This is a genomic window from Pelagicoccus albus, from assembly GCF_014230145.1.
Lineage (GTDB): Bacteria > Verrucomicrobiota > Verrucomicrobiia > Opitutales > Opitutaceae > Pelagicoccus > Pelagicoccus albus.
Map to the genome: position 1 here is coordinate 353300 of NZ_JACHVC010000001.1, position 13852 is coordinate 367151.

14 protein-coding genes are annotated in these 13852 nt (G+C 52.5%); 11 read left to right on the forward strand and 3 right to left on the reverse strand.

Translation table 11 applies throughout. From position 1 onward, the window contains the following. Positions 1-29: 29 nt before the first annotated feature. The 4 genes from H5P27_RS01575 (at position 30) to H5P27_RS01590 (ending at position 6410) form a co-directional block, all read left to right on the forward strand. Positions 30-2189 carry a hypothetical protein gene (locus H5P27_RS01575; RefSeq protein ID WP_185658626.1) on the forward strand — a complete coding sequence of 720 codons (2160 nt, stop codon included), beginning with the start codon at positions 30-32 and terminating at the stop codon, positions 2187-2189. Next, complete coding sequence (locus tag H5P27_RS01580; protein WP_185658627.1) at positions 2186-3160, forward strand: S1C family serine protease; 975 nt, start codon at positions 2186-2188, stop codon at positions 3158-3160. The genes H5P27_RS01575 and H5P27_RS01580 overlap by 4 nt, the downstream gene beginning before the upstream one ends. Then, positions 3144-4949: a hypothetical protein gene (locus H5P27_RS01585; RefSeq protein WP_185658628.1), complete on the forward strand. Its 1806-nt coding sequence runs from the start codon at positions 3144-3146 to the stop codon at positions 4947-4949. Before H5P27_RS01580 ends, H5P27_RS01585 begins: the two co-directional genes overlap by 17 nt. Positions 4950-5087: 138 nt before the next feature. Then, the gene (locus H5P27_RS01590; RefSeq protein ID WP_185658629.1) at positions 5088-6410 is read left to right on the forward strand and encodes a hypothetical protein; all 1323 of its coding nucleotides are present in this window, start codon (positions 5088-5090) and stop codon (positions 6408-6410) included. Here the strand turns inward: H5P27_RS01590 and aroQ are convergent. Both aroQ and H5P27_RS01600 read right to left on the reverse strand, forming a co-directional pair. Next, positions 6378-6806 (reverse strand): type II 3-dehydroquinate dehydratase, encoded by a 429-nt coding sequence (gene aroQ, locus H5P27_RS01595; protein WP_185658630.1) that lies wholly within the window; start codon positions 6804-6806, stop codon positions 6378-6380. The two genes, H5P27_RS01590 and aroQ, sit on opposite strands and share 33 nt — an antisense overlap. 75 nt (positions 6807-6881) lie before the next feature. Then, entirely contained in the window at positions 6882-7637 is a 756-nt protein-coding gene (locus H5P27_RS01600; protein ID WP_185658631.1) for a Nif3-like dinuclear metal center hexameric protein, read from the reverse strand. A gap of 143 nt (positions 7638-7780) precedes the next feature. Here H5P27_RS01600 and H5P27_RS01605 point away from each other — a divergent pair, with 143 nt between their 5' ends. The 5 genes from H5P27_RS01605 to H5P27_RS01625 all read left to right on the forward strand — a co-directional run bounded on the left by H5P27_RS01605 (position 7781) and on the right by H5P27_RS01625 (position 10526). Further along, positions 7781-8344, forward strand: a complete 564-nt coding sequence (locus H5P27_RS01605; protein ID WP_185658632.1) for a YqgE/AlgH family protein — start codon at positions 7781-7783, stop codon at positions 8342-8344. Between the two features lie 99 nt (positions 8345-8443). Then, entirely contained in the window at positions 8444-8569 is a 126-nt protein-coding gene (ykgO, locus tag H5P27_RS01610) for a type B 50S ribosomal protein L36 (RefSeq protein WP_083794514.1), read from the forward strand. Positions 8570-8599: 30 nt separating this feature from the next. Further along, positions 8600-8851 carry a type B 50S ribosomal protein L31 gene (locus tag H5P27_RS01615; RefSeq protein WP_185658633.1) on the forward strand — a complete coding sequence of 84 codons (252 nt, stop codon included), beginning with the start codon at positions 8600-8602 and terminating at the stop codon, positions 8849-8851. A 167-nt stretch (positions 8852-9018) separates the two neighbouring features. Beyond that, a complete protein-coding gene (locus tag H5P27_RS01620; RefSeq protein WP_185658634.1) occupies positions 9019-9654 on the forward strand; it encodes an HAD-IB family phosphatase in 636 nt (211 codons plus the stop codon). Positions 9655-9656: 2 nt separating this feature from the next. Next, positions 9657-10526: a 1,4-dihydroxy-2-naphthoate polyprenyltransferase gene (locus tag H5P27_RS01625; RefSeq protein WP_185658635.1), complete on the forward strand. Its 870-nt coding sequence runs from the start codon at positions 9657-9659 to the stop codon at positions 10524-10526. A 3-nt stretch (positions 10527-10529) separates the two neighbouring features. On the opposite strand, the gene H5P27_RS01630 is transcribed toward H5P27_RS01625, so the two are convergent. Further along, positions 10530-11255 (reverse strand): hypothetical protein, encoded by a 726-nt coding sequence (locus H5P27_RS01630; protein WP_185658636.1) that lies wholly within the window; start codon positions 11253-11255, stop codon positions 10530-10532. Between the two features lie 238 nt (positions 11256-11493). Between H5P27_RS01630 and H5P27_RS01635 the strand changes: the two genes are divergently transcribed. Together H5P27_RS01635 and H5P27_RS01640 are read left to right on the forward strand one after the other, a co-directional pair. After that, positions 11494-12969: an MFS transporter gene (locus tag H5P27_RS01635; RefSeq protein WP_185658637.1), complete on the forward strand. Its 1476-nt coding sequence runs from the start codon at positions 11494-11496 to the stop codon at positions 12967-12969. Positions 12970-13054: 85 nt separating this feature from the next. Further along, on the forward strand, positions 13055-13852 hold the full coding sequence (locus H5P27_RS01640) for a ThuA domain-containing protein (protein ID WP_185658638.1): 798 nt from the start codon (positions 13055-13057) through the stop codon (positions 13850-13852).

Consider the following 13852-nt stretch of genomic DNA (forward strand, 5'->3'; position numbering starts at 1 on the left):
ATATTCGTCTTGTGAGAAAATTTCGTTTTATGAAGCCCCTAATCCTTTTGGCTGCTCTAGCTGTCGCTTTGCTTGCGAACGCTGGCGAATTCCCCGGTTGGCAAGGCCTCCGTGTTATCAAGGTTGATAACGGAGCCTACAAAATGCTTCCGATCCACGAGTTCAAAGATGGTCCAGCTTCTTTGCTAGTCGTCGAGACCCGTCAGTCTCGCCTCGATTTTTACCGCTATGTGGGGAAGGGAGACGGGTTTGACTTTTCCAACGTCGAGAATCCGAACTATCTGCCCATGGCGGAGGATTTCGAAAAGGAGGAGGTTGCCATGTCGCGTCTGCCGCAAGTCGCCTCGGTTTTTGATGTCGAGGGCGACGGCGTCGACGAGATATTCCTAGTCCAATCCGATCCCCGAAAGCTTGTCGTTCTGAAAAGGGATGAAAGTGGAGAGTGGAATTCGATCAAGGAGTGGGAAATCGCGACTTCCGAGCTGAGTACTCACAAGCCGATCTTGATTCGCAGGCTCAAGAAGGACCTGCAGATTTTGGTTAGCATGAGCGATGGGATTCAGGTGATACGCTACAGCGAGCCGGACGAAGTGGAGTGGATGCAGCCCCGTGAGCGCGAGATTGAGAGAAACCGCTGGTGGTTTGTCGACTTGGACGGAGACGAGGATTTGGACGTGGTGGAAGCTCGAAATACGGTGAGCGCTCCTATCCGCTGGTATGAATCCGAAGGGGAAAAATTTCGCCCGGCCGTGAGCGTTTCGGAAGAGATTACCAATACCAACGTGGCCCGATCGATGAGAACGACGGAGGGGCCAAAAATAGCCTTTCTCGGCGCGAATCAGGCCAACACGATCAGCTTCTATGAGTTGGGGCTTGGCGACGAGTCTGCGTACGGCAAGAGGAACCTGTTGCCATTGTCCCAGCCTGATTCTGGTGGTTGGGCAGCCGTTAAAGTAGGCGGAAAGAAAGTCATTGTCGAATTGGGCCGCAACAAGCCGATTCTAAACGTCTACCAGGAGTCGGATGGTTTTTGGAGTTTCAGCAAATCCTATCCGGTGCTGCAGGATATCAAGTCGATAGAGTCAGTCGGCGACAAGGCGAGCACCCTGCTTTTCAGAGTAGAGGAAGAGGGGCACATTTACGAAAGCCATTGGGACGGGGCGCGTTTCACCTTTCCCAAGAGAGTGGGTGACCCTTCGCTCGATTCAGGAGACTGGAAGCTGCTCGCGTTCGACCAATTTGGTGACGACACTTGGTGGGTCACGCAAAGAGGCAGCTCGCTAGTGCTATCGATTTGGAATGCCAAGGGCAAGGGGCCAGAAGAGGTCGAATTTGCAGGTTTGGATGGCGATTTCGAAAATGCTGTTTGGCTGGGCGGCGAGCGTCTGCTGGTCAAAAAGAAATTCTCAAAAACTACCTCGATTTGTTCTTTGGAGGAAGACGGTCAAGCCAAGCTGGCTACCTCCCGTTTCAAAGGAGTCGATATCCGCCGCATTCGCTTGCACGACGGTACTCTTTACTTGGCCGAGGATGGGGTGGTGCAAAAGCTCGACGACAATTTGGATGTGATCGACCAGATCATGCTAGAAGGCGACTACTCGATCAGTTCTTTCGCCCCTGTTTCCAAGACCGAAGCTTACGCACTCGAGTCAGACGGAGAGCATATTCACTTTCTCAAAGCCGATAAGTCGGGCATCTTCCAGACCCAGAGTCGCGATATGGTTCCCTATTCGCTGAGCCTCACGGTCGACCCGGTACTCGGACTCACGCTCATCGGAGCCAATTCCATCAACGTGCCCAGCAAAGGGAGTTCTCGTCAGCTGGTGCTAAGTTCAATGGTCGATCCCAATGAAAATGCGGGACGCGATTACGAAAAGAAGACGCTAGGAACCCTTTTCACCGTAGATGTGGATGGAGACGGTATCGACGAAATGGCCACCGTTGACTACGGGCAGCGGGACATCATCGTCTACGGAGAAGATGGGGAAGGGGGCTACGAAGAGGTTATCTCGTGGAAGGTATATGACGACGGAAAGTATCCTTATGGCCAAGACGCGAACGCCGGCCGCAACAGCGTCAATCCGTACCGTATGATCTCTCTCGATATAGATGGCGACTCCATCCAGGACTTAGTTTTAGCGAGCCACGACCGAATACTAATCTACTTAGCAAGGGATTCCGAATCATGATCAAACGCTTCGCTGCTCTCGCAGTACTCATTCTTGCCAATAAGCTGGCAGCCGTAGGTTTCGACCGCTTGACCTTTCAAAACGGTACCGAAATCGTGGCGGAAATACTCAAGCAGGACGACGAATTCGTGGTCTTGGACCTAGGATTTGACGTGATCAAGATCCCGAGCGACCAGGTCCTAACCATCGAGAAGGCCGATGAGGACCCAGTTGAAAAGACAACTGAAGACAACGGCCTGTACGCCACTGGGCATCTGAATGCTGCTCCTGTGAACGAACTGGTGAAGCGCTATGGCGATTCGGTGGTGATGGTTAAAACGCCAAGCGGTCTTGGCAGCGGCTTCTTTATTAGCCCCTCTGGGTACTTGATAACGAACTACCACGTTGTGGAACGTGAGACCGCTATCACGGTGAGCATTTTCAATAAGACCGAGGCCGGCTATGAGCGAAAAGAACTGAAGAAGGTTCGCATCGTCGCCCTTCATCCAGTGCGCGACCTCGCTTTGCTTCAGATAGATGAAGAGGAAGCGGAAGGGATTGCGATCAAGCCCGTTATCTTATCGGAAGACGACGGTGTGGACGTGGGATCTCTGGTTTTTGCGATTGGAAATCCTTTGGGATTAGAGCGTTCGGTGAGCCAGGGAATCGTTTCTTCCCGAACTCGATCCATCGGCTACCTGAGATTTATTCAGACCGATGCCGCCATTAATCCGGGCAACTCCGGAGGTCCGCTTTTTAACTCTCGTGGCGAGGTTATTGGTGTCGCGTGCGCGGGACACGCCATGTTTGCCGGACTCGCTTTTGGAATCCCCGTGCAGGAGCTCATCGACTTCCTCGAGAACAAGGAAACCTACCTTTACGACTCCTCTTTCCCTCAAAATGGAGTGAAATACCTCGCTCCGCCTTTCCGCTCTTCAGAAGTGGAAGATCCAGAACCAACCAACTCGAACCCTAGTGAAAAACAGAACTAAGCTCCTTTGCGGGCTCGCTTCGGTCGCTTCCTTTGCGACTCTTTCTTTTGCCGAACTCAACACGCCTTTCCAGTCGCTGCCGGAAGAGACCATCGTAGCGTTCCGTTTCGATAATTCTCCGGAGGCGATCGCCAAGTACGTAGACAGCACCAAGATTGGCCAGCTACTGCTGTCCGATGAAAAGATCGCCGAGTACAAGGCTTTCGTTGAGAAGCTAATCGATTCGGAAGATGCGGAGGGCAACTTTGCTCGCAAGCTGAGTGAAGTCGGGCTCGAGGTTGATGATCTCTACCAAATGGTGACGAGCCATATCGGCGGAGCCGTCGTAGATCACGAAGTTCCTGGACACCTCTCTATGCCGACCTTGCTCGTATGGGCGGAGATGAAGGACGGCGTTGCGGAACAGGCCTTCAATGCGATCCTCGAAGGCGCCGCGGAAAACGAAGCCTTTGAAAGAATTGACCTCGACCTTCCCGGTGGCCCAGGGGCTCGTATTCGCGACAATGCTGATGGTTCCTCCTTTCTCATCGCCCAAATCGAGAACCGTTTCATTTTCGGCATTGGCCAGGTGCGTGAACCGATTCCAGACATGGAGGCCGCCCGCGTTTTCGAAGAAGCTGAGTTAGAGGCGTTGGGCCAGTTCTTGATGGCTCAGATCGAGGATGGGGGTGAGTTCTTGAGTTCCTACTACTCTGATCCCGGATTGAGCGAGGCTAGGCCAGATTTCGAGACGCGTCTGGAATTGTTAGGCGACGTTTCAAAGCTTTTGGAATTTGTCCCGACTCCTGGCATCCGTGGAATCAAGGCATTGGGTGTTGAAGAGTTTACCAAGTTTGGCGTTTGGAGCGGTCTGAAAGACATGGAGGAACGCTCGGTCATTTTCCTCGGAGCTCCGGCTCCCCGCTCAGGGATCGCGAAGCTGCTGGAGAACGAGTTCTTCGAATTTCAGCCTCCGGCTTGGGTTCCGAGCAGCGTAAACGCCTACAGTGCTGCTTCCTTTGACATGATGAAGTTGTATGACTTCGCTCTCGAGACGGCCAAGAAATTCGCTCCGCCCGAGCAGGTCGAGCAGCAAGTCGCCATGGCTAACGGGCAATTGCAGATGATGTTGCAGGCCGATATTCCGACGCTTCTATCCGCTTTCGGAAATCGCATGCACGTGGTCGAGTATCCGATCGAGATCGAAACGATCTTGGGACCTGACGGCACGTCTCTCGACATTCCGCGTTCCTCGCAAGCGATCGTTATGGACTTCTCGCGTCCTGAAATTTTGCAGGCCGGGATGGCTATGCTGGGCGGAATGGCTCAAAATCCGAACAGCGGTTTTGAGTTGATCGATGAGCAGGGATTCAGCGGTGTGCGTGTCAAAAACGATGTTCAAGGCACAGTTACCATAGCCCATGGCTTGGGTAAGCTCGTTTTCGCGGTGGGAGCGGATATCACCTCAAGCCGCATTTTCTCAGCGCTGACCAATTTGCCTGAAGGCGAGGACGCGTTAGCCAATAGCCCCGAGCTTCGCGAGTATTTGGCAGACGGGGGCGTAAAGCCAGGGATGATGTTTAGTTTCTCTCGCGGCGAGCAGATGTTGAAGAACTTAGCCCCGGTTATGGAAAACCTCTCCGACACTATGCGAGCGTCGAGCGGCGAGGAAGCTGGCGAACTGATGGATGAGCTACTCGATTTGATGCCGAGTGAGGAAGAGCTCGAGGGGCTCTTGGGTATCGCTTTCAGCCGTGCTTACTACAACGAGAGCGGAGTGGTGCTCGAAGGAGTAAACCAGTACAAATAGAGCGAATCTAAATAGATTTTCAAAATGCCGTCTATCCGTGGGATAGGCGGTATTTTTTTGAGAAATTCGAATTTATCATTCCTATTCAGAGGACTCCTTACCAAAGTTCCTAGACGATCCGAGAAATAGAGCCCCTTTATGATTTTTCGAAAAATTGCCGCTGTCCTGTCCGTAGCCTTTCTTGCGGCGCCACACAGTCAGGCTACTCAATCCGAACCGGTCGAGGGTGCCCCTATCTTTTTCGCGAGGGATTTGTTGTCGGGTATTCAGCTGAGGACCGACACTTACCGAGTTTCGCCCTTGGTGGAGGTTAAGGACTTTGAGTACGAGTTCAGCATTTCCTCGAAGTACGGAAACTTTAAGCCGCGGGGAGTGGAGGAGCTAAAAGGACGCCTTCGCGAGATCGAAGCCATTGGCCGATTGTCAGAGGTCAGCCAAAGCGAGGCGTTCACTAAGACCTTATCCAATAGCTTTACGGAGCCGGTTTCGACTACTCTTGGTGTGGCGCGTCGCCCCATCTCATCCGTTACCGGATTGCCAGGCGGGATCGTTCGCTATTTCGGAGGAAAGCTCTACCAAGTGCAACGTGGCGGAGGGAAGGCAATGGAGAAGGTTCGTGATTTCCGTAGCAAGGAGGAGGAGCCTGACGAGTCGGAGCTAGACGAGCCTGAGGAAAAGAAAAAGCGCGAGATCGGGAAGTCCGCCGGTAAGTTGAGCCGCAAGCATCTCGGTCACGATTCCTCGAAACGCAAATGGGCGAGGGAGTTGGGTGTGGATCCTTACTCCGACAATCAAGCTTTGCAGGATGCCCTCGGTCGCATCGCCTGGGCTTCCAGTTTGGGCGGTTTCGCGGGGGACTTCGTCGTTCCTTCGAGTGAAGTGTTTTCCTACGCCGGAAAGGCTCGGCAATTGGTTTGGGATCGGCCTGCCTACCAAATTGAGCGAGAGATCATGGATTTGCTCAAAAAGTACGGGGTCGAAAAGAATCTGATCGTCGCTTTTCGCGATTGTCCGACCTTTTCGCTGACCGAAAAACTGCAGCTGACTTTGGCGTTTCAGAATTTCAATACGCCATCGTCGATTAGGTTCTTAGTCGAATATGCCCTACTGGCGGAAAGTGAGGAAGACGCGGCTCTATTTCTCAGCACGGTAGATCTTCTGGTCGTCTACATTCGGGATGCTGGCGAGATCATCTCGATTGGCGAAAAGCGGGGCATGATCCGAGCCCGTTCCCGAGAGGGCTATGAAATTTATCCGCTAGCTGTGGATTACCTGCATTGGACCCCCTTGGTCTACGATGCGTTGCTATCTCCAGAGCTTGAGTCTGAAAAGCGGGAGATTTGGGTGTCCGGAATCGTTTCGCCAGTAGCGAAGTCAAGACTCCGCCTCAATGGCTGGGAGGTCTTCGACCAGATCGAGCCCGTGGGCTCAGGCCAATCCGAGCAAAGCGCGAGCCGCTAGGAGGTATCCGTCTGTTCCAAGGCCGGCGATCACGCCTTTTGAGACTTCCGCGGTGTAGGAGTGGTGGCGGAAGGCTTCGCGAGTATGCACGTTGCTGATGTGAACCTCGACCACTGGGAGACCTGCTCCGCTGATGGCATCGCGTAGGGCTACGCTGGTGTGCGAATAGGCGGCTGGATTGAAGATCACTCCATCGAAGTCGGATTCAGCGAGCTCACTGAACTTGTCGACCAATGCTCCCTCGTGATTGGATTGGAAAAAGTCGAACTCCGCCTCGGGAAAGGAACTCTTCAGTTCCTCGGCGATGTCTTCCAAGGTTTTCGCTCCGTAAATCTCAGGCTCTCGTTTACCTAAACGGTTCAGATTTGGCCCGTTCAATACAGCGATCTTCTTCATAACGAGGAGTTTTGCTAGATTTACGACTCGATGTACACGCAGAAATGGAGGCTCCTCACCACGTGGAGGGGTTGTCTAAAGCGGGCATTCCGTTTTGATGAACTCCCACTTCAGCCCGAACTTTTTGGCTGCTTCGGCCGCGAGGGCTGCAACCCCGAAGGTTTCGGTGGCGTAGTGACCGCAGGCGTAGATGTTGAGACCGTTTTCCTGAGCGTAGTTAAAATGGTGTTGGCGGAGCTCACCGGTTACGAAGGTGTCGGCTCCAGTGCTTTTGATATGCTCCACGGCGCTAGCACCGCTACCGGTTAGAACGCAAATCTTGCGTGGCTCTTTGGATCCAAACTCCATGCAGGAGAAGTTTTGGCCAAACAAAGCCTTCAAAGCGGCCCTCAGATCGGCTCTGGAGCTCTTCCAAGAACCCAGCAGTCCTATGTCCGTACCCTCGTAGGGAAGGAAAGATCCAGTCGCTTCGATGCCCAGTTTTTTGGCCAGAATGGCGTTGTTGCCAATCTCGCGGTGGGCGTCGAGGGGAAGGTGGCACGAATAGACGGCTAAGTTGCCGTTCACCAGGGTTTTCATCTTCTCGTACTCTGGGCCAACGTAGTGCTTCTGCCCCATCCAAAACATGCCGTGGTGCACGATCAGGAAGTCGATCTTGGCATCTACCGCTTTTTGGAAGGGGACGAGTCCAGCATCTACGGCGGCTCCGATCTTAGTGACCATACCATCGTTGGCGAACTGCAGTCCGTTTAAAGCTCCGCTGAAATCTTTTACTTCATGCGTGCGGGCGCGTTGATCACAGTAGGCGACAAGTTCGGAAAGTTGGATCATGGACTTTATTCTATGGTATTCTGGGGATGCCCGGAAAAGGAAGAGCATCCCCAGAAGAGGGGCAAGGCCTGTTAAACTATAGATTAAGAATTTTGTCGCCAAGGGGCTTGGCCTGTAGATTTATGGGCTAAGGAATTTAGTTCATGTACGACGAAACTCAGGATGATTCGGAACCCTTGGTGGGATCGCTTTTGCTAGCGCACCCGCACTTGAAGGATCCGAATTTCGAGAGTTCGGTGGTGCTGCTCACCCAGCATGAAACCGAAGGTTCCTTGGGGGTGGTTTTAAACCAAGGTACCGGCGAATGTTTGGCCGAGTTGAGTTCCGATTTTGCGGCTCAGGGGCTGGGGGATATCCCGGTTTATGTGGGAGGTCCTGTTAATCAGAACCAGATCATACTAGCAGCCTGGAAGCTTTTGCCGGACCAAGGGCAGTTCCAATTGCATTTCGGGATGGAGCCGACGGTAGCGAGCTCCAAGAAACAGACTGACCCAGATCTCGTATTTCGCGCTTTCAAGGGCTATTCCGGTTGGTCTGAAGGCCAGTTGGTGGGGGAGCTGGAGTCGAACGCCTGGGTGGTTTCGGATGTGGATGCAGATTCCATGTCTAAACTAGAAGGCCCGGACCTCTGGAGACATCTTATGATGGAAGCGAATCCAGAGCTTGGCTTGCTCACGCTTCTGCCCGAAGATCCAGATAGTAATTAACAGTTGAGGCCCGTTAAATAGGGGGCTCGCGAAATCGAAGAAGATTTCCTGATTCCTCTATTGACAGGGGGGAGACGACTCGTTCTCTTTACGCCCCTTATGAAAGTAGTGTCATCACTCAAGTCCGCCAAGACACGTCACCCTGACTGCCAAGTTGTCCGTCGCAAGGGTAGATTGTACGTGATCTGCAAGACCAACCCGCGTTTCAAGGCCCGCCAGGGTTAATTACGCTCTAAACCGCTTCATTCTTTCGCCGTGAAAAAAGGTATTCATCCAGATTACAACCCAACAGTCTTCGTCGACGTTTCGACGGGTAAGCAGTTCGTAACGAACTCCACTATCGCTGCCAAGGGACACCAAACGGAAACCGTTGACGGCGTCGAGTGCATCAAGGTTTTCCGCGATATCACCATGGACTCTCACCCAGTCTACACCGGCGAAAAGCGTTTCGTCGACACCGCTGGTCGCGTTGAGAAGTTCCAGAACAAGTTCCGTCGTCGTCGCTAGTCGATTGGCAGACTCGAATTTCCAAACCCTTGGGCTCGCAGCCTGAGGGTTTTTTTGTGGCTTTTGCCAAACAAGAAACTTGTAGGAGCTGGCTAGCTGGCGAATCTGTTGTCGGTCAACTCCACTATTGCCGGATAGCCGGTAGATGAAGCGTCCACTTATCAGACATGCCCAAGAAAATCCTATTTTTTGACTGCGACAGTACACTGAGTTCGATCGAAGGGATCGATGAACTCGCCCGTTTGCGAGGTGAGGAAACCTTTCGTGAATGCGAGAATATGACCAATCGAGCAATGGATGGTCATATCGCCATCGAGGATGTTTACGGAGCTCGCTTGGATCTCATCAAACCGACCGCAGAAGAGTGCGAGAAGATTGGCCAACTCTATATCGATACCATCGAGTCCAGCGCCTTGGCATGTTTGGAAGAGGCTCGTTCGGCGGGGTGGGAGCCAATCATCGTGAGCGGCGGCCTCACTCAAGCAATCGCTCCTTTCGCCAAATTTCTTGGGATAGAGAAAGTCCGGGCGGTGGATCTCATTTTCGATGAGCAGGGTGGATATGCTGGCTTCGATGGAAACTGTCCGACCTCTCGTATGGGCGGTAAGATGAAAGTGATCGATGCGGACCGCTCGGAAGGAGATCTCGCTGTGATGGTGGGTGATGGCTCCAGCGATTTGGAAACCCAGCCTTATGTGGATCTGTTTATTGGATACGGAGGTTTTCTTGCTCGCGAGAAAGTGAAGTCCGAAGCGAAACAGTTTGTATACAAGCTGAGCGAAATCCCCGCCTTGCTTCCCTAAAGATGTTGGCCGACTGGATAGAGGCTGCTCGCCCTAAAACCTTGCCTGCTGCGGTGGTCCCGATCTTGGTGGGAACCGCGGAAGCTAGTCGCCTAGGCTTCTTTGATTGGTGGCCCGTTTTTGTCTGCCTAGTCTTTGCTTTGCTCATTCAGATCGGCACCAACATGGCGAACGATTATTACGACCATGTGAAGGGGGCGGATACACCTGATCGTGTTGGCCCGGAGCGTTTGGTGGCCAGCGGACGTATCGAGCCGAAGAAAATGCTTTGGGTCTCTTTAGCGTTTTTTGCGGTAGCTTTCCTTTTTGGTTTAAATCTGGTTAGCTATCGTGGATGGGAGTTGATCGTGGTGGGAGTCTTGTCGGTGTTTTTTGGTTACGGCTACACTGGAGGGCCATTTCCACTAGCGTATCGAGGGCTTGGAGACGTTTTCGTAATTCTGTTCTTTGGTCTCGTTGCCACGGTAGGAACCGTTTACGTGGTAACTGGCGCTATTCCTTGGAGTTCCGTTCTGCTGGGCTTGGCTTTGGGTTTGTTGGCTAACAACATACTGGTAGTGAACAACTACCGAGATCGAGAAACTGATTTGAAGGCGGATAAGATGACGCTGATCGCAAGGTGGGGGTTGAATTTTGGCTCTGCTCAATATCGAGTTCAACTGGTCGGTGCCTTCCTTTGCATTGCTGTGTACGCCTCCGCCACGGGTAAGTTCGCTCATGCGATTCCGATTCTGATTTTTCCCCTCGGACTCAAGCTGGCATCCCTGATGGATAAGACGACGGGACCAGCCCTCAATGGAGTACTCGCGAAAACGGCGGCCTTTCTTTTGCTCTTTGGTATCCTTTGTTCAGGAAGCGTTTTCCTTGGATAGTCCTTAGCAAATCAAGAGAAGCCTATTTGATTGTCCCGGAGAGGTTGTCGGTGCTCTGTGGATACAGGGTGGCACTGGGCTTCCCGGATAGTCTGTAGCTATTCTCCAAAGGTTTCCAAAGCCGAAGCTGTAAGGGACCACGCTTTGATTTATGGGCTGATAATGGAGGTTGTAGAATTTTTCCCTGAGGAAATCGGAGAAGCCCGCATCCTCCGGTTTTCCATATTCTTCCAGAATCTTGGCTCTGATTTCCGGTACTTCGGCCCGCAGTATTGATTGATGGTAGGGGATGCCTTCGGAAGAAGCCCCTGTGTAGCTACACAAGTAGGTGTCGGCGGCACAGTTCGCGCTATCGGCATGATAGGAGTAAACGTCGACGGGAATCACGCCAGTGTAGTCTGACCTTGGGTACGAGGGGATGCAATCTAAGCATGGATCGAGACCAGCTTGGCTAAGCAGCCTGAAATCTCGCAAAAGCTGCTCGCGGGCGATGGCTCCTGCTTCGCTCAAATCGAAGCGAAGGAGATCGTCTTCGTCGATGCTCGTTATTTCGTCGACCTCACCTATCCGGCTCACGATCTCATCAAAGTTTCCGGACAGCTTCCGCTTCCAACATAAGGCGTTAATGCCGTTGCCGAATTGAGTGTCTAGCAGCTCCTCAAAGCTATGGACGATGCGAACGCCTTGTGGTGTTAAGCTTGTGTCCTTTGAGTCTGACAATGACGGCATGACCGAAGTTGAAGGATGGGGCAGCGACTGGAAACGTAAAACGATGGCAGCCGGCGATTCCTAAGAGAGGCTGGAGAGGATTGGGTTCTATATTTAGAATGGGTCACGAGTTGCGAGCTTGGTGTCCATTCATTGGTTTCCTTTAGGTTTTGCTGTAGCCTTCTTCCGACGAGCAAGCCCACAACCCCATCCCCCGTCGCTTCGTTTGCGATATCACGGAGCCTTACCAAACAAGCTTATGCCCGACACCCCTATGACGACCGCCGTATCACCTGCAGCAGGCGAATCCGGAAAACTTGGATTTCTCGAGAAATTCGGATTTGGAGTGGGGGACCTTGCTTCCAATCTGCTTTTTCAGACCTTCAACATGTTCCTGCTTTTTTTCTACACGGACGTGGTAGGATTAAGTGCCGGAGCAGTCTTTTGGATATTCCTCATAGCCAAACTTTGGGACACTATAAATGACCCGATGATGGGAGCTATTGCGGATCGCACCCACACACGATGGGGACGTTATCGGCCTTACATATTCGGTTTGGCCATACCTTACGGAATAAGCGCCTATCTGCTTTTCACCATTCCGGACATATCGGATTCCGCGAAGGCTATTTACTGCGGGGCAACTTACATTTTTGCCACCATGATGTATACGGGCGTGAACATTCCCTATTGTGCCTTGATGGGGGTGATAACGCCGGACGTGCAGGAACGCACTAGCGTTTCCCAATACCGATTTTTCATGGCGTTTGCCGGAGCTTGGTTGATCAATACCTTTACCTTGCCCCTCGTTCGTCTGTTTGGAGGAGACGAGTCTTCGCCGACTTATAATGAAGAAATAGGATATGACCCGGTGAGTGGCTATCCGACTGCCATGATCGTCTTTGGCCTTCTGGCGGTTCTCCTCTTTTTCATGACCTTCTTCACCACCAAAGAACGTGTCGTTCCGGTTAAGAAGGAGAACTCCTCTTTTAAGGAAGATGTGAAGGATTTGATGGGCAATTTCCCATGGCTCATCCTGTTCAGCTCGGCCGTGCTCAATCTCGCGAATGTGGCGGTACGAAACGGGGCTATGCTGTATTTCCTGAGCTACTACGTGGAAGGCGCTGGCAAGGTTTTGTTCAATGTAAACTTCGGGTTCTTCGAACTGGAGGTCACTCGAACCGCTCTCTTCATGTCGGCAGGGGCTTTGGCTACCATGTTAGGTGTTCTACCGACCCAATACTTGACGAGGCGTTTCGAAAAGAGGTCGCTCTACATCTTTTTCATGTTGGCCCAAGGCGTATCGATCGCGGCGATCTACTTTGTTCCAGGATCTAACTACAACATGATTCTTGTTCTGCATTTGCTGGCTAGTTTCTTCGCGGGACCTGGGCCAGTCATCGTATTTTCCATGTACGCCGATGTGGCGGACTATTCAGAATGGAAAACCTCTCGCCGGGCCACTGGGCTTATTATTGCCACGATTCTATTTGCCATCAAGGGTGGTCTTTGGATCGGGGGACAGCTCAATACAGGGGTTCTCTACCTGATTGACTATTCGAAGGAGACCGCCACGCAGCCGGATGTTCTGAACGGAATCGCGGTCTTGTTCACTTGGATCCCTGGTATCTTGTCGGCTCTGGCTGGGATTATTCTCCTCAAATACGCGATTTCCGATGCGCTAATGCGGAAGATCCAGACAGAGCTCGAAGAGCGTAAGGCGGGGACGGTTTAGAGAATTACGCCGAGCCATTTGATTGTAGCCCGCTTCCAATCCATGCTCGCGTACATGGGAGGGCGGGCTTCATTGTGGGTGGACCATGAGCAAGAAGATCAAGGTTTTGGTTTGGAACGAATTTATCCACGAGCAAAAGCTCGATGTCGTCAAAGAGATCTACCCGCAGGGGATGCATCAGACCATCGCAGATGGGCTGGCATCCCTCGACGAGACAGGTGAGCTCGAAATCGCCACCGCCACCCTTCAGGAGCCTGAGCACGGTTTGACGGAGAGCCGGCTTGCGGAGACGGACGTTCTCTTTTGGTGGGGGCATTGCGCTCACGGAGACGTGCAGGACGAAATTGTCGACCGCGTACAACAGCGAGTGCTGGAAGGGATGGGACTCGTCGTTTTGCACTCAGGCCATTTTTCCAAAGTATTTAAGCGACTGCTTGGAACCTCATGCGCTCTCAAATGGCGGGAAGCGGGTGAGCGCGAACGACTTTGGGTGACTAATCCCGGGCATCCCATCGCTCAAGGCTTGGGCCCTTGTATCGAATTGGAAAATACGGAAATGTACGGCGAACCGTTCGGAATTCCCGAGCCGGAGGAACAGGTTTTCATTTCATGGTTCGAAGGGGGCGAAGTTTTTCGTTCTGGATGTTGCTGGCGTCGGGGAAGCGGAAAGATCTTCTATTTTCGCCCCGGACACGAAACGTATCCGATCTACCACAACAAGGATGTACAGCAGGTACTCTTTAACGCTTGCAAATGGGCGTACAATCCCTGCTCTTGGAAAGGTGTTTCTGAGGCCCCAAACGTTAGCATCGAGAACACTCTCGAGAAGATTCAGGCCAAGAGCGGTGGCATACACGAGGAAGGCCAAGAGGGCTTCCGTTGA